Origin of the sequence: Agarivorans gilvus, assembly GCF_001420915.1 — a bacterium.
GTDB lineage: Bacteria > Pseudomonadota > Gammaproteobacteria > Enterobacterales > Celerinatantimonadaceae > Agarivorans > Agarivorans gilvus.
In genome coordinates this window covers 1,608,203-1,623,724 of sequence record NZ_CP013021.1, presented here as the reverse complement: position 1 = coordinate 1,623,724, position 15,522 = coordinate 1,608,203, and the positions used below count along the sequence as shown (strand labels likewise).

Here is a 15,522-nt window from a genome sequence, read left to right as displayed (position 1 = left end):
AATGGATATGCCAGTAATATTAGATGAAGAAGTATTGTACGACCAAAATGCTCAGTTAGTTTCAACTACCGATTTACAAGGGGATATTACCTACGCCAATGATGAGTTCTGTAGGATCGCCGGCTATTCATTGGAAGAGTTGTTAGGCCAACATCACAATATTGTTCGCCATCCAGAGATGCCCAAAGCCGCCTTTGCCGACTTATGGGCTAAGCTCAAAGCCGGTGAAGCTTGGCGAGGTATGGTAAAAAATCGTTGTAAAGACGGCCGTTATTACTGGGTTGATGCTTATGTTACACCGCTTTATCAAGAAGGGCGGCATATTGGTTATCAATCGGTGAGGGTGGCACCAAAGGCCGAGCATAAACAGCGTGCTGAATTAATTTACAGCAAGCTAAATCGAGGCAAGCCGATTGACCCAGCGTGGCGGGCCAGACGGGTGCGCAGTGGCCTATCTGCAGTATTATTGTTGGCCGGTTTGTGGGGCGCGGTGACCCACCTCGAGGGTTTTGAAATTCTTTATGCGTCGCTGTTTTTTGTTGGCTTGTTTGCGCTTAATTACAATGAGCTGATTAGTACGCCAGTTAACCTTAGCAAGATGCGAAAGTCATTCGATAGCCCCAGTCGCTACATTTATGAGGGGGCTGAACCTTTTGATGTGGCGCGTTTTCATATTGGCTTGTTAGAGGCCAGAATTAAAACTATATTAGGCCGAACCGCCGATTCCACTAAGCGCTTACAGGTGTTGTCTAACGAATTGGCGTCTATTTCTATTACCACTAGTAAAGCGGTTGATGTTGAAACCGTTGAGCTAGAGCAGCTATCCGCCGCGATTCACCAGATGTCGATGACGGCTTCAGAAATTAGTAGTTCGACGGTACAGGCCACCGAGAAAGTGGGGGCAACGCAATCGCATTGTCGGCAAACGCAAGATAATATGGAAGAAACTAAGCAGCAGGTACAGGCTTTGTCTTCCGACGTTCAACAGGCGGAAAGTCTAGCTCACGAGTTAACCGAAGATGCTGATGGTATCGCTAAGGTGATGGGAGAAATTCAAGGCATTGCCGATCAAACCAATCTATTGGCTTTAAACGCTGCGATTGAAGCGGCCCGAGCGGGAGAACAAGGCCGAGGGTTTTCAGTGGTAGCCGATGAAGTGAGAGCCTTGTCTAATCGTACCCACCAAGCGACCCGCTTAATTGAGCAGTCAGTACAAAAGATGCAGCAAAGCTTGGCATCATGGGCCGATAGAATGAAATCGAGCCGCGAGCAGGCTGAAAGTTGTTTTGATACGGCGAACCGCAGTACTGAGTTGGTGGAGGAAATTTCTGCGATGATGAATGAGTTATTAGATGTCTCCACTACAATTTCGGTGGCCGCCGAACAGCAATCGGTGGTGAGCTCTAACATTTCAGAAAATGTCGCGAGGATTAGCCAGTTGAGTCAGGAAACTCGGCAACACGCTAACGAGCTGCAAAGCAGTAGTACTGAGTTAGCTAAAAAATCCGATGACATTGCCTCCTTATCGGATATGTTTGCTTAGAGCTAGGGTCTGTTGATCTTTCGAGATGTTTTTTGCAGCTGTTTGTGGGTTGTTTATACCAGGCAGAGGCTTTGAGATGTAGTTATTCTACTTGATAAGTCGCTCTGTGACGTAACTGTTAATGCTTACGCTGGCGGCTTGGTCGCGCAGCGTAATCAATTGCTGGTAGTCATTGCTGTGAAACCAGCGGTTTAACTGTTCGCTATTGCTGAACTCAATCACCACACTGTCACTAATATCGGCCTTTCCTGCTAATGCTTGTTGAAACTGACCGCGCACTAACACTTTGGCCTCAAAGGCTTGCAGAGATAAGGCCACTCCTGCGACATATTGTTCCCATAAGGCGCGGTTTTTTACTTTGACTTGACCGATGATGTAGGCCGACATAAATACTCCTTGAACGAGTAAGCATTTATCGCTTGCTCAAATTGTTATAGTTGTTAAATTTAAGTAATAACATAGTGTTTTTCTAGGCGCCTTATATACTTTTGTTTATGCAGTCATCAAATTTAGCTCTGGTATTAGCCGGCCCCATTCTTCGTCATATTAGCCCCCAGAGGGTGGTTATCTGGTTGGCTTGCTCAGAAGCGGTGGAGCTGAGTCTTGTATTTGAGTCTCCAGAGCAAAGGCTGCAGTTTGACTCTGGCTCTCTAAGCAAGCAGTGTCAAAGCATCGTGGCAGGAGAGCATCTTTATTACTATCTGATCGACATTCAGCTTGAGACTCCGCTACCCAGCGATACTTGGATTAGTTATGACCTGCAACTTACTCCGCGAGGGCAAGGCCAGTCGCTAGGCTGGCAGCACTGGGCCCCTGATTTAACTTACCCATCACGTGATTTACCCGGCTTTATTATTACTAGCAAGGTTAAGCGCATGTTGCATGGCTCTTGCCGTAAACCCCATCACCCCAGCGACGATGGTTTAGCCGCGGCCGATGCTTGGTTAGCCAATGTAGAACTGGAGCAATGGCCAAGTTTGTTGATGATGAGTGGCGATCAAATTTATGCTGACGATGTGGCAACGCCGATGCTGGTGGCGATACACCGCCTCATTGAGCGCTTGGGTTTAGCCAATGAAAGCTTTGCAGCCAGCCAACTTGACTCCAGTGAGGCGCTGCATCAACAGGGTTACTATTTGTCTAGGCAGACACTATTACCTAAAAAGGGGGCCGAGCAGGCTGCGAAAAAGGCCCTGTTTAGTGGGGTGAGAAAGCCTATTTTTACCTCTGACCATGCCAATAACCACCTCATTTCTTTAGCCGAAATGTTAGCCATGTATTTGTTGGTGTGGTCTCCTAGTGGCTGGCAAGACTTAGCTATGAGTCCACCTGAAGAGTTAGCCTTAGATGAATTAGATGAATATTTACAACAGCGGGAAATATTAGAGCGCTTTATTCAGGGCCTAGCCAAGGTGCAACGTTTAATGGCCCACTTACCCTGTGCCATGATGTTTGATGATCATGATGTTACCGATGACTGGAATCTCAGCGCGGCTTGGGAGTTAGCCGCTTATGGTCACCCCTTTTCCAAGCGGATCATTGGTAATGCCATGGCGGGCTACTTTCTTTGTCAGGGGTGGGGGAATGCGCCAGATAATTTTCCAGCCGAGTTGCTAGAAGGCTTGCAGCAGAGTTTAGCGGAGCCGGGTGGGGAGGCGCATCAGCAGCTAATTGAACAGCTACTGTCTCATTCGCAGTGGCATTATTGTTGGGATACCCAGCCGGCATTATTGGTACTAGATACTCGCACTCACCGTTGGCGTTCTGAGCGCAATCTTGATGCACCATCGGGTTTAATGGACTGGGAGGCGCTATGCGAGTTGCAACAGCAAATGATAGGTCTAGATTCCGCCATATTGGTTTCCCCCGCACCGATGTTTGGGGTAAAGCTGATTGAAGTGATTCAACGTATCTTTACTTGGCTGGGTAAACCCCTGTTAGTGGATGCAGAAAACTGGATGGCTCATCCCGGTGCGGCCAATAGCTTGTTAAATATGTTTCGTCATGGCAAAACGCCACAGCATTTTGTGATCCTCTCGGGTGATGTGCATTATTCCTTTGTCTACCAAATCCAGTTACGCCGGCGCCAGCAAGGGCCGGAGATATGGCAAATTACCAGCAGTGGGATTAAAAATCAGTTTCCCGATTCGCTGCTACATCATCTAGACAAACTGAATCGCTGGCTGTATTCGCCTAAATCGCCACTGAATTGGTTTACTAAACGTCGCGGTATGCGGGTGATACCTCATCGACCTGAGAATGCGGCTAGTGGCGAGCGTTTACTTAATGCCGCAGGGATAGGCTTGTTAGAGCTTAACGCCGACGGTTCGCCGCATGCGGTGTGGCAGCTCACCAGCCAGGGGAGCTGGTGGCTTTTGCAATGGATGAGCAACACGCCCGCTGGGAGTAAGCCTAAACATCTAAGGTTGGGGAATATGGCGGCGTCCCGCGCCTTTAGCCAGCATTAGCAACATATAAACGGTACTACTGCCAAGAATGGCACCGAAGTAGTAAGGCAGATCGGCCAGTGAATCGCTGGCTAACTCAGCAACCAAGGGGCCAGCAATAGAACCTAGGCTATAGATAATCAACATCATTTCGGTGATGGCGACAATCTTGTCGGTGCTTTGGTTTAAGCAGGCTTGGCTGATTGCGATGGGGTAAAGAGAAAACGCCGCCCCGCCTAATACAAACAGGCTTACTGCAAGACTGAAGCTGGTTTCAGCGAGTAGCATGCTCAGTGCGGCGGCCACGCCAATAAAGGCAATCACGGCTTGTAATAGGGTTTTATTGTAGTTGGCAGAAAGCCGCCCACATAAGGGCTGAACTAACACTCCACCGAGTATTACGCCGGCCATAAGTAGGCCAAGGTCGCCCTTCCAGTTAGTAAACTGGCTAATATAGCTAGGCAGTAAGCCGTAAATCGGACCTAATACTAAGCCTGAAACCAAACAGGCAATTAAACCTGTTTTGCTTAAGCGAGCGATATCAGACAAGGACAGCGATTGATGTTGCGCAGCGGGGACACTTGCGTTGGCGGTAAATAGGGGGGCGATTAATGCTAGCGCCAACAAGCCACTCACCAGCATAAAAGGAATCAAGCCACTCACACCAAAAGCGCTAATCAATAATTGGCCAAGGGCATTGCCCGCATATAGCGTTATCATATATAAGGCCAAACGCGTAGTGCGTTGTTTGTCGTTATCTACCAGCAATAGCCAAGACTCTACCACAACAAATATGCCAGCGGTGGCTGCGCCAGCAATGGCTCTTAGTACTAGCCATGCAGCGGCATGGGGGAAAAAGTACATGAGTAGTACGCTAGCGAGTAAGGTGACCAAGCAAATAATGAAGCTAACACGGTGCAGGCAACGGCTGATCAGGCGTTGTGCCTTTAAAGCTCCTAATAATAAGCCACCAAAGTAAGCACTAGCCAGCCATGGGCTAAGTGCTTCTGACAAAGAAAACGACACCAAGGCCAGTGGGATCAGGCTCATTAAGTAGCCAGAAGCCACTGAAAATAAAGCCAATCCAAGTAGCGGACTGAAAATCCCGTGTAGTGCTGAGCGCTCTGAAAGTGTAAGCATGTCTGACTCAAAGTATCGAAGAGAACAATAGGGTAAGCTGGAAACCGCGCGATAATGGCAGCAAAAAAAGCCGAGATAAAACAAACATTATTTGTCGTGACGATTAGAAAGTTTTGCTTAAGCGGTTTAGCTTTGTTTTTCATTTAAGTTATTGTTTTTTAAGTGTTTGTTGTTGGTTTTTCTGGGTGATAAAAAATATTGACCAAGGCTTTTTTTTGCTGCAAATTGATAAGGCACCCAAGCATTCTTTTAGCTAACGCTGGGGTCAGTAATAAGCTTTATTATTTTTAGCTAAATAAGGTTAAAGAAGATGAAATTCTCACGGTTTGACGATATTGATGAGTGGGATGAAGAAGACAAGGCCCACCATGTTAAGCAACACAAAAAAGTGAAAAACATGGCGCGTACTCGTAGAAGAATAGATGAGTACCATGAAAAGAGGCAGTTAGACGACTATATTGCTGATTATACTAGCTATTAGACAGTTAAGACTGTTCAACTAAGACTGCTTTGCGGATCTAATTTAAAAAAAATGCCACGCTTTTGCGTGGCATTTTTTATGTCGGAAAGGTTGTTTATAACTCGTCTTTGGCCAGTTGCTTGGCCAGTTTAAAGGGCTCGAGTTCCTCTCCAACGAGGTTCTCATCTAAATCTAGTGCTAACATCACTTGGTCTTGGTCAAGGCCGGGCAGCCACTCGTCGAAGAAGGTTTCTAATTCAATGGCTACCGCTTGATAGTTGCTCCAATCTTCAACACACAGAGCTTGGGCTTTACTTTGGCTCGAAAAAACCGGCATCACATCTGTATTATCAAACTCGATGGAATCGACAACCACAAACTCGTCGTCGACGCTGAGCACCCATAACTGACCACTTTCAATAACGGCTTGGCTGAAGTCTAAAAGACTATGGTTTGACTTACCCATGTTACTCCCCTTAGTTGTGGAGCTAGATAGTTACCTATTGGCGGCGTTTTAGCAACGCTTATTATGCTTAATACTGGCAATGTGTCATTAGGGCTGTTTAGGGTATGGGTTTATTTCTGCGATAAATTTTGCTACTAATGTTAAATCTAGTTTGAAGCTATTTTTCAAAGACTTAATAACGATAAAAGGATTTTTCGCTAATGACGGTCTTAAGGCTAGCGCTGTATCTATTGGCCTTATCCAGCGTTGCCACCAGTGCCTTGGCTAACACTTCGTCGACATGGCGAGTGGCCTACTCAACTAAAGCTACCCTACTGAGTAATCACGTAATGCAGCGGTTTGTGGAGCAAGCTAAGGTTTACCACATCGATTCCTACCTGCCTTTTGCCCGCCGTTTAAGAAGTTTAAAGTTGGGCGAAGTAGATATTTCCGCTGGTCTGATTAAAACTGCCTCGCGAGAGCGCGATATTTACTTTCTTCAACCGCCTTATATCGTTTCGGCGCGTTACTACTTTGTATTACGCAAGCAGGAATTGCTGCCGCTAGAGCACTACCGCGATCTCTATGCCTTTGTGATTGGGGTGAAAAATGGAGCTAAGCATTTTCGTCGTTTTGACGAGGATCCTCAAATTAACAAAGTTAAGCTCAACGACAATAGCGAATGTTTAAGTATGTTGGTGCGAAAACGCTTGGATGTTTGTTTGGTTCGTGAGGTAGGGCGCCACCTCGCGCAAAACCATCCTCGTTGGCAAGGACAGTTTAAAATCGCTCCCTATCAAACGGCCTACGATAGTGACGTGTATATTGGCATTTCGCGTCATTCGCCTTTGTATGAGCAGCGCTATCAGTTAGAACAGCGACTAGCAGGCATGGTGGAGTCTGGGCAAATGGACAAAACCATTCAGGACTTTTACCAGCTAAATAATATAGCAGCTCCTTAAGTTTTGCGCGTGACTGGTAACCAACTTAACGGCGCTTTAAGCCCCCGTCATTTTTAGGGCTTGGGTTGGGTTTCCACACATTGCGTAGCCGCTGCAAAATGTTCTCGGGGATCGAGCTGGAGCATTCTAAATTAATTTGCTGGCCGCGGCGCATGCCATAAATTTTTCCCTGAATGGCCTGAGCACTGCGCTGGATTAGCTTGATCTCTCGAATAAAGTAATCAGGCACTTGGCCTTTTTTAACGGTGACTTTGATGCCATCAACTTTAATGACAAATACGGCTGTAATCGCTTTTAACATGGAGTGTTATTGGCCCACTAATGTTCTATAAGACTAAGGCTTTATCCTAAAATAACGGGTCTTTGATGGCCATGCTTTCAGCTAAAGTCTGAGAGGCTAATCTAATCGCTACAGGCTTTATGCTTGCGACAACCGACAGAATAAAGCAAAGTGGCTTAGTCCATTAGCTAACCGAGTCATTGTGATTAAGTTTCTCAGTTTAAACTTACTGAATTATTTAGCTCCTCCCTATGCGGCTTACGAGTTTGATAATATTCTCGAAGCTTCTCAGTGGCAGCAAAAGCAAGCCTGGCTTAGTCGGCTAATTAAGCAAGCCGACGCCGATGTGATGGCCTTTCAGGAGGTATTTAGTGCCGATGCCCTAGCGGAGCAGTGTAAGGCCTTGGGTTATCCTTATTTTCTGGCTACCACTAGCCAACTAGATGCTGGCAGTTATGTTTATCGTAAACCTGGTTTAGCTTTAGCCAGTCGTTTCCCGCTGCGCCAAGTGTCGCTGTATCAGGCTGCCAGCGCTGAAAAATTTAGCCGCCAACCCTTAGTGGCAAGAGTTAAACTGCCTCAGTTGGGTTGGGTCAAGGTGTATGTACTGCATTTAAAATCGAAACGGCCCATTTTAGATGAGGCGGCCACTCAACCTCCGGGAGATATTGAACAGTACCTTGGGCGTTGGCAGGCGGATAAGTTACGCACTCAAGAAGTCAGCAGCTTAATGGAAGACATACTGCTTTGCCGTAAGCACAAGTTAGAGGCTGTAATGGTAATGGGTGATTTTAACGACGATTTGTCGAAAGGTGCGCTTTCGCATATTTTTGACCCACCACAACCAAGCCAAGATCCTATAGAACAAGCTTGGCGCCTACACGATGGCTATTTGCTCAGCCCTCAACAAAGTGCACGCCCAGCCAGCCACTACTGGGGCGGCGAAGGCAGTGTACTCGATTACATTTTACTGTCTGGTGAGTTTGCAAATGATTACCAGCAACAAGTGGCCGAAGTTATCGCTTATCGTTGCTTCGACCGGCATTTAACCCATGCTGATTACGCTATAGATAGCCAAGCTAGCGATCATGCCGCAGTGATGGTAGAGATAAAAGCTTGGTTTGCCGATGCAGCTAATGCCGAGTAGTAAAGTTAGCTTACTGTAAAGATTGTTGATTGAAGCAATAAATAAAATGCGTGGAATTATTTTTAACTGTCATATTTTTGGTTAAGAATAATACGCTGAATGGATAGCTTACGGTAAACCTTAAGGAAAAGTGATGCCTCATTGCGTGATTGAGTGTCCAGCCGATTTGGCAAGGATCGTGAATTTTGATGTATTGGTTGAAGCCGTGCATGATGCCGCCGAGGCGTCGGGCTTGTTTAGCGCCGGAGATGTGAAAGCGCGTTTAGTGTTAGCCAACCACTATCGTGTTGGTGGTAAAAGAGCCCCTTATGTGCACATCAATGTGCACATTCTGAGTGGGCGCAGTGAGTTTCAAAAACAGGCCCTAGCTAGGGATATTGCCAGCGCGGTATGTGCGCTGCTGCCGCAGGTTGAGATGATCTCTGTTGAGGTGCGTGACATTGCCTTGCACTCTTATGCCAATCGCGCCTTAATCGCAGGTGTCAGTGAAGCGATATAGACCTCACAGTCGTTAGTTAAGCTGGGGTAAAATGCTGGTGTTGTGGGCGGCTTTTGATTAGGCTGAAAGTTGTTTGTTTAGCGCCTGACTAGGGGTTGTATGCTAGAGCCTAAACCGGTTTGTAAAAGAAGAGTCTTTCAATTAGAGCTAGACTCGCTAGATGCTGCTGCTCATCGGCAAGTGGCCTTGCGGCGTTATTCCCATCAAATTGAACAAGCCCTTCCCAGTCAACTTGACAGCATTGCCATAGAAGAGCCTTTACAGCTATGGCTGAACTGGTTCTGTCATACTCGTCAAGCTCAACAGCAAGCCGAACTTAGCCTCACTATGCGTACCCCCGGCCAAGATTTAGCCTTAGTGCTTGGTTTTCTATTTAGTCAGGGCATTATTCATAGTTTGAGTGACCTGCAGCAGTTAAGTTATCACCCTGCTAGTCACTCCGAGCAACAGTTTGACTACAATCAAATTGATATAGAACTTAGTCCTCAGCTAAATTTTCAGTGGTCAGCGGTGACTCGCCATTTTGCTAGTTATTCAAGCTGTGGTTTATGTGGTGCTAGTTCAGTCAAGGCCTTAGCGCTGCAGCAGCAAGGCCATATCGATAATACTCAAGCATGGCTAGATGCCCAAGTGATATACCAGTTACCCGCGCTGTTACAAGAGCAACAAAAGGTGTTTCAGCAAACAGGCTCAGTGCATGGCGCAGGCTTATTCGCCAACGGTCAATGGTTGGCGGTGGCGGAAGATATAGGTCGACACAATGCGGTAGATAAGGTGATTGGCCAAGTTTTGCTGGAGCAGCAAGTCGCGCCACGCTCGGTTTTAGTATTAAGCGGACGAGTCAGTTTTGAGTTAATGCAAAAGGCCGTAAAGGCAAATATTCCAGTGGTATTGGCTGTAGGGGCGCCGTCGAGCCTCGCTTTGAAAGTGGCGCAGCAGTTTAATATTACCTTGTTGGGTTTTGTTAAATCCCAGCGTTTTAATGTGTATCACGCCCCGTGGCGGATCGTAGATGGTGGTAAGCAGTATGAGTCATAAACCCTATAAGGGCGCCGCTGGTGGTTGGGGAGCCTTAGCCAGTACCGCAAAACATATTGTAAAAAGCGAAAACGTCGCTAAAAACATTAGAAACTTATTAAAGACCAACCAAGACCACGGCTTTGACTGCCCCGGTTGCGCTTGGGGTGAGAAGGGTAATAAAGCCACCTTTCGTTTTTGTGAGAATGGCGCCAAAGCGGTGAACTGGGAAGCTTCGGCAAAGCGGGTGGATAGCCAGTTTTTTGCTGCGCATTCGGTGGCTTGGCTGGCCAAGCAAAGTGATTACTATTTAGAGTTCCAAGGGCGTCTCGCTGAGCCGGTGGTGTACCAGCCGGGTAGCGATCACTATCAGGCTATTTCTTGGGATGAGGCCTTTCAATTGATTGCCAAACACCTGCACCAACTAGAGAGCCCCGACCAAGCTGAGTTTTATACCTCGGGGCGGGCCAGTAATGAGGCGGCTTTTCTTTATCAGTTATTTGTTCGTCGCTACGGTAGCAATAACTTCCCTGATTGCTCCAACATGTGTCATGAGGCCAGTGGTCATGCCTTAAACGCCAGCATCGGTGTGGGTAAAGGTACGGTGACCATTGAAGACTTTGAGTTGGCCGACGCGATCTTTTTGTTTGGTCAAAACCCCGGAACGAATCATCCTAGAATGCTGGAAACACTCGCCCATGCGACTCAACGGGGCGCTAAAGTGGTGGCCTTTAATAATTTAAGAGAGCGTGGTTTAGAGCGTTTTGCCAATCCGCAAAAGCCCCGCGAGATGCTAAGTGGAGGCGCAAGCCCTACTACTAGTCATTATTATACGCCCAAGCTAGGCGGTGACATGGCCGCGGTGAGAGGGGTGGTGAAGATCTTGCTGGATCGCCATCATCAGGCTTTATTGCATGGCGAGTCGGTATTTGACCAAGCCTTTATCGAGCAACATACCGAAGGCCTATCTAGCTATTTAATTGAAGTAGAACAGACTCATTGGGATTTTATCGAACAGCAATCGGGACTAACTAAGGTTCAGCTAGAAGCGGTAGCCGATATTTACCAACAGTCTGAGCGAGTGATTATTGCGTGGGCAATGGGCATTACCCAACATAAGCACTCGGTCGCAACGATTAACGAAATCACTAACTTGCAGTTGTTATTTGGCCAAATAGGCAAAGAAGGGGCCGGGCTTTGTCCGGTGCGCGGCCATTCCAATGTTCAGGGTGATCGCACCATGGGTATTAATGAAAAACCCAGTGCCGAGTTATTAGCCAGTATTGAGCAAGTGTTTGGTTTTACCCCACCAAGAAAACATGGGCATAACGTAGTTCAAGCCTTAGAAGCAATGCTCAATGGTAGCAGTAAAGTGTTTATTGGTTTGGGCGGAAACATACTGGCGGCAGCTCCCGACACTCAGTTGATAGAGCAGGCCTTAGCCAATTGCGAACTTACCGTAAGTATTGCTACCAAGCTCAACCGCACTCATGTTAATCCAGGGAAATATTCATTGATTCTGCCTTGTTTGGGGCGTACCGATGTGGACATGCAGGCTAGCGGCCCGCAAAAGGTCACCGTGGAGGACTCCTTCTCAATGGTGCATGCGTCACAGGGCTTGGTGGATGAAAGCCGCCATAATATGCGTTCTGAACCGGCTATTATTGCTGGCATGGCCAATGCGGTATTGGGCGCTTCGCCAGTCGACTGGTTGGCCTACATCGATAACTACGATCGTATTCGTGATGACATTGAGCGCACCATTCCGGGCTTCGAGCACTTTAATCAGCGCTTGCAGCAGCCCGGCGGTTTTTACTTAGGCAACAGCGCTCGCAAGCGTTTGTGGAATACCGCCAGCGCTAAAGCGCAGTTTATTAGTCATGCCTTGCCTGAAGATGTGGTACCGGCGTCAATAAGAGAGCTTAGCGATAACCGTATTTTTATTTTGCAAACTCTGCGTTCTCACGATCAATACAATACCACCATTTACGGTTTTGAAGATCGCTACCGAGGCATCTATAACGAGCGCAAGATACTGTTATTAAATGCCCAAGATATTGCCGATTTAGGCATGAAAGACGGTGATTGGGTGGATATTGAAGCGCTTTGGCCGGATCAGCAACAGCGTAAAGTGCTGGCGTTTAGGCTGATCGCCTATGATATTCCGCTGGGCAATGCGGCCGCTTACTTCCCCGAAGCAAACCCGCTGGTACCTTTGGCCAGTAAGGGGGATTTTAGTGATACACCCACATCTAAGTCGGTGGCAGTGGTCGTTACTCCCTGTAGCGCCCCGCCAATAATAAGCCACTAATCAAGCACTTTGAGAAAGTAATTTAACTAGCTGCCCCTGATTAATTTGGGAGCTGCGCTGGAGCTAAGCAGCTGTTGGACCGCTTGCTCAGTTAAGGGCTTGGCAAAGTAATAACCTTGTAGGTAGTCTACGTTTAACTGGCGTAGGCTTTCTAATTGCTGCTGTGTTTCAATGCCCTCGGCCACTACTGAATAGTCTAAGGCTTTGGCAATTTGCATCACCGCGGTGATAATGGCATGGCCATTACTGTCGATGTTATTGACAAAGGAACGGTCAATTTTCACCGTATCTACGGCTAAATCTTGCATGCTGGATAAAGACGAATAACCAGTACCAAAATCATCAATGGAGACTTTCACTCCTAAGTCTTGTAAGGCTTGTATCTGTTCACTCAAGAAGCTGATATCACTGGTGAAAACCGACTCGGTCATTTCAATATGCAGCCGTTCGGCGCTGAGTTGGTAACGCTCTAGCAGCCTAACCACCAAGGCTACAAAGTCGTCATCTTGTAGTTGCACCACCGAAACATTGACACAGACTGCAATGTGTTTAGGCCAGAGGCTGGCGGTTTTACACGCTTGCTCTAGTACCCAAGCACCAATATGGCGGATTTGCCCATATTGCTCGGCAATGGCGATAAATTCATCGGGGGGAATATTCTCTTGGTTAAGCGTCCAGCGGAGTAGCGCCTCAAAAGATACCACATGGCAGTCACTGGCCCGCACAATGGGTTGATAGAGCAAGTGAAACTGGTTTAGCTCAATGGCTTCACTTAAACCATCTTTAAGAGTTAATTCGCGGTGAATGCGCTTTTCTAAGGTTTTAGAAAATACTCCAACGTAAGAGGGGGCTCGTTTCTTCTGGGCGTACATGGCGGTATCGGCCAAGCGAATTAAGCTATGTCCGTCGCGCGAGTGTTGCGGACAGAGTGCCACGCCTACTGTTGCACCCACGGTGAAACGGTTATTTTCAAAGGTATAGGCCGCTGAAAGAACATCGATGAGCTCTTCGCCCAATAGCTTAGCCGCTAATTCATCGCAGTTTTCTACGGCCATAACAAATTCATCACCGCCCCAGCGACAGAGCAGCTTGCTGTTTAAGGGTAGGTGCTTTAAGCGTTGCGCGGTTTGAGTGAGAACTTGGTCGCCAATGTCGTGACCAATCGCATCATTAATTTTTTTAAAGCCATCAAGATCGATAAACAATACTGCTAAAGGTTGCTGCTGTTGTTGCGCCACTCTTAGGGTTAACTTTAAGTGTTTAAGAAAGGCGGTGCGGTTGAATAAGCCGGTGAGAGGGTCGAGGTTAGACAGTTGGTAAATGGTTTGAGTGCGCTGTTCAACTTGCTCTTCCATTTCATGAACTAGTACCGCATTTTGGTTTTTTAGCAACATCGCTTGGGCGGTAAATACTGCGGTTTTTTTGGAAATGGCCACCATCACCACTCCAAATAATAGTCCTAGAATCCCCAACATACGTTGTTCCTGGATACCCGAAGCGATCAGAGCAAGCGAGGCGGGAACCAATAACACAAAAGAAAAAAAGATAGCCGTGGGTTTATGTCCGGCTAACACGGTGGCAGAGCCACCGGCCATGGCTGATACAATAATCAGATGAGCACTTAAGTTAATGTCGCTGGTATTGCTGTTAACAATGACCGTGACGACGTAAATCGACCACATAATGGCGGTAAGGTTGGCGCCAAACACGAAACGATATACGGCTTTTTTGCCATCGAAGTGAGGGTCTTTATTGGGGCGGGTCCAAATTTTCCAGTCGATCAGCCTTACGCACAGTAGGCTCATCATCAGCACCCACCAAATGTATTTAAATTGTTCTGCTGCTGGAACGCTGAAGCTGAATACCAGAAAGGTAGAAGTTATCATAGTTATGAGTATTCCCGGTAAGGCATTGTCGTACAGTAGCCTTGCCGCATCTCTTTGAATACTTACATTTAATTCGTTGTTACTAATAAGCGTTCCCTTTGGTGCTAGCTTCGCAAAGCATTTTAATTGAGCTTTTTCTTTATTATCAATGGCATTTAGCTAAGCGTTTGTCTTCTGAATTATTGGTCTTAGCGGCTGATTTTATCAAGCCGTTCGAACCTTATTCGTGCAAGTGAGCCGGTTCTTATAGGCAACGTTGAGCCTGCCATTTAGCTCTATTGTTAGCACTTTACTCACCGATTAACCGTGAGTTATCACGCTTTTTTGCCTGCAAGCTTTACTGCGGTCTCACTAACGGCTTATATAAAACGGTGAATGGCAAAATCTAAGTGCATAGATTCTATGAATATAAGAAAGGTCGACCTTAACCTGCTGGTTTACTTAAATGTATTGCTCGAAGAGCGTAACGTGTCTCGCGCCGCGCTGAAGCTGTCGTTAACCCAACCCACCATGAGCAATGCGCTAAAACGTTTACGCGAATTATTTGATGACCCTTTACTGGTGCGCACCGCCGAAGGCATGACCCCCACCGAGAAGGCCAATAAGCTAAAGCCGGAAATCGTCAGCTTGTTGAGTATGGCGGAAAAAATTACCCAACCCGATAAGGACTTTTCTCCAGCCAAAAGTCAGCTTAGTTTTCGGATTATGTGTAACGACTATATTGAAGCATGTTTACTGGCCCCGTTTATTCAACAAGTCTTGCCCAGCGCCCCCAATATTACTTTTGACCTGTATGGGCCGGGGGATATTCGCCTTAGCGACATGGAAAAAGGCCATATTGATTTAGCGATTAATCGTTTTAATAGCCTGCCTAAGAATTTTCATCAATTAAGTTTATGGCGAGACAATTTCTGCTGCTTGCTACATCAAGACCATCCCTATGCCACGAGTCAGAGCTTAGAGGCTTACTTGGCGGGCGAACATGTATCGGTGAGTCGAGCCGGTTGGGGGCCGGAGAGCTCTTTGGCTAACCGAGCCCACGAACATAAACTGTCATGGGTTGATGAGGCGCTGGCGCAGCTAGAGCAAACGCGCAATATACGTGTTTATAGCCGACACTTTTCTTTGGCCGGCTTGTTGGTGGCGCAACCGCAATTAATTGCTACTTTGCCTCGGCGTCATGCCATGTTGTATCGGCACAACCCTGACTTACGGATTGTACGGGTACCGTTTCAGATTGTGCCCATAGAAAGCAAAATGATCTGGAGCCCCTTATTACAGCACTCTAAGGCGCATCAGTGGTTGCGTCGCTCGTTAAGTGAATTTGCCGCCAGTGTGCTAGACAGATAAAGCTTGGCAATGGCAGTCATTTCCTAGGGTTTAAG

The 15,522-nt window shown here is 47.1% G+C and carries 14 protein-coding genes; 9 read left to right on the top strand and 5 right to left on the bottom strand.

What is annotated here, in order from left to right:
• Positions 1-7 precede the first annotated feature (7 nt).
• A complete protein-coding gene (locus AR383_RS07570; RefSeq protein ID WP_055732582.1) occupies positions 8-1,543 on the top strand; it encodes a methyl-accepting chemotaxis protein in 1,536 nt (511 codons plus the stop codon).
• An 87-nt stretch (positions 1,544-1,630) separates the two neighbouring features.
• On the opposite strand, the gene AR383_RS07565 is transcribed toward AR383_RS07570, so the two are convergent.
• Positions 1,631-1,930, bottom strand: a complete 300-nt coding sequence (locus tag AR383_RS07565; RefSeq protein WP_055732581.1) for a DUF1330 domain-containing protein — start codon at positions 1,928-1,930, stop codon at positions 1,631-1,633.
• A gap of 107 nt (positions 1,931-2,037) precedes the next feature.
• Here AR383_RS07565 and AR383_RS07560 point away from each other — a divergent pair, with 107 nt between their 5' ends.
• Positions 2,038-4,011, top strand: coding sequence for an alkaline phosphatase D family protein (locus AR383_RS07560; protein WP_157051665.1), 1,974 nt, complete (start codon positions 2,038-2,040; stop codon positions 4,009-4,011).
• Here the strand turns inward: AR383_RS07560 and AR383_RS07555 are convergent.
• The gene (locus tag AR383_RS07555) at positions 3,964-5,130 is read right to left on the bottom strand and encodes an MFS transporter (RefSeq protein WP_055732580.1); all 1,167 of its coding nucleotides are present in this window, start codon (positions 5,128-5,130) and stop codon (positions 3,964-3,966) included. The genes AR383_RS07560 and AR383_RS07555 overlap by 48 nt on opposite strands.
• A gap of 310 nt (positions 5,131-5,440) precedes the next feature.
• Between AR383_RS07555 and AR383_RS21715 the strand changes: the two genes are divergently transcribed.
• Positions 5,441-5,611 carry a PA3496 family putative envelope integrity protein gene (locus AR383_RS21715; protein ID WP_188407405.1) on the top strand — a complete coding sequence of 57 codons (171 nt, stop codon included), beginning with the start codon at positions 5,441-5,443 and terminating at the stop codon, positions 5,609-5,611.
• A gap of 94 nt (positions 5,612-5,705) precedes the next feature.
• Here AR383_RS21715 and AR383_RS07550 read toward each other — a convergent pair whose 3' ends face one another.
• The gene (locus AR383_RS07550; RefSeq protein WP_055732579.1) at positions 5,706-6,056 is read right to left on the bottom strand and encodes a DUF2750 domain-containing protein; all 351 of its coding nucleotides are present in this window, start codon (positions 6,054-6,056) and stop codon (positions 5,706-5,708) included.
• A gap of 200 nt (positions 6,057-6,256) precedes the next feature.
• On the opposite strand from AR383_RS07550, the gene AR383_RS07545 reads away from it, so the two are divergent.
• Positions 6,257-6,997 (top strand): substrate-binding periplasmic protein, encoded by a 741-nt coding sequence (locus AR383_RS07545; RefSeq protein WP_055732578.1) that lies wholly within the window; start codon positions 6,257-6,259, stop codon positions 6,995-6,997.
• Positions 6,998-7,022: 25 nt separating this feature from the next.
• Here the strand turns inward: AR383_RS07545 and AR383_RS07540 are convergent, their stop codons facing one another.
• On the bottom strand, positions 7,023-7,298 hold the full coding sequence (locus tag AR383_RS07540) for a DUF3634 family protein (RefSeq protein WP_055732577.1): 276 nt from the start codon (positions 7,296-7,298) through the stop codon (positions 7,023-7,025).
• Positions 7,299-7,479: 181 nt separating this feature from the next.
• Between AR383_RS07540 and AR383_RS07535 the strand changes: the two genes are divergently transcribed.
• The 4 genes from AR383_RS07535 (at position 7,480) to AR383_RS07520 (ending at position 12,251) form a co-directional block, all read left to right on the top strand.
• Positions 7,480-8,424 (top strand): endonuclease/exonuclease/phosphatase family protein, encoded by a 945-nt coding sequence (locus AR383_RS07535; protein ID WP_055732576.1) that lies wholly within the window; start codon positions 7,480-7,482, stop codon positions 8,422-8,424.
• Positions 8,425-8,557: 133 nt separating this feature from the next.
• The gene (locus AR383_RS07530; RefSeq protein ID WP_055732575.1) at positions 8,558-8,923 is read left to right on the top strand and encodes a 5-carboxymethyl-2-hydroxymuconate Delta-isomerase; all 366 of its coding nucleotides are present in this window, start codon (positions 8,558-8,560) and stop codon (positions 8,921-8,923) included.
• Between the two features lie 99 nt (positions 8,924-9,022).
• On the top strand, positions 9,023-9,961 hold the full coding sequence (gene fdhD, locus AR383_RS07525) for a formate dehydrogenase accessory sulfurtransferase FdhD (protein WP_055732574.1): 939 nt from the start codon (positions 9,023-9,025) through the stop codon (positions 9,959-9,961).
• Entirely contained in the window at positions 9,951-12,251 is a 2,301-nt protein-coding gene (locus AR383_RS07520) for an FdhF/YdeP family oxidoreductase (protein WP_055734985.1), read from the top strand. Before fdhD ends, AR383_RS07520 begins: the two co-directional genes overlap by 11 nt.
• Positions 12,252-12,277: 26 nt before the next feature.
• Here AR383_RS07520 and AR383_RS07515 read toward each other — a convergent pair whose 3' ends face one another.
• Complete coding sequence (locus AR383_RS07515) at positions 12,278-14,137, bottom strand: putative bifunctional diguanylate cyclase/phosphodiesterase (RefSeq protein ID WP_083481534.1); 1,860 nt, start codon at positions 14,135-14,137, stop codon at positions 12,278-12,280.
• Between the two features lie 402 nt (positions 14,138-14,539).
• On the opposite strand from AR383_RS07515, the gene AR383_RS07510 reads away from it, so the two are divergent.
• On the top strand, positions 14,540-15,487 hold the full coding sequence (locus tag AR383_RS07510) for a LysR family transcriptional regulator (RefSeq protein WP_055732572.1): 948 nt from the start codon (positions 14,540-14,542) through the stop codon (positions 15,485-15,487).
• Positions 15,488-15,522 lie beyond the last annotated feature (35 nt).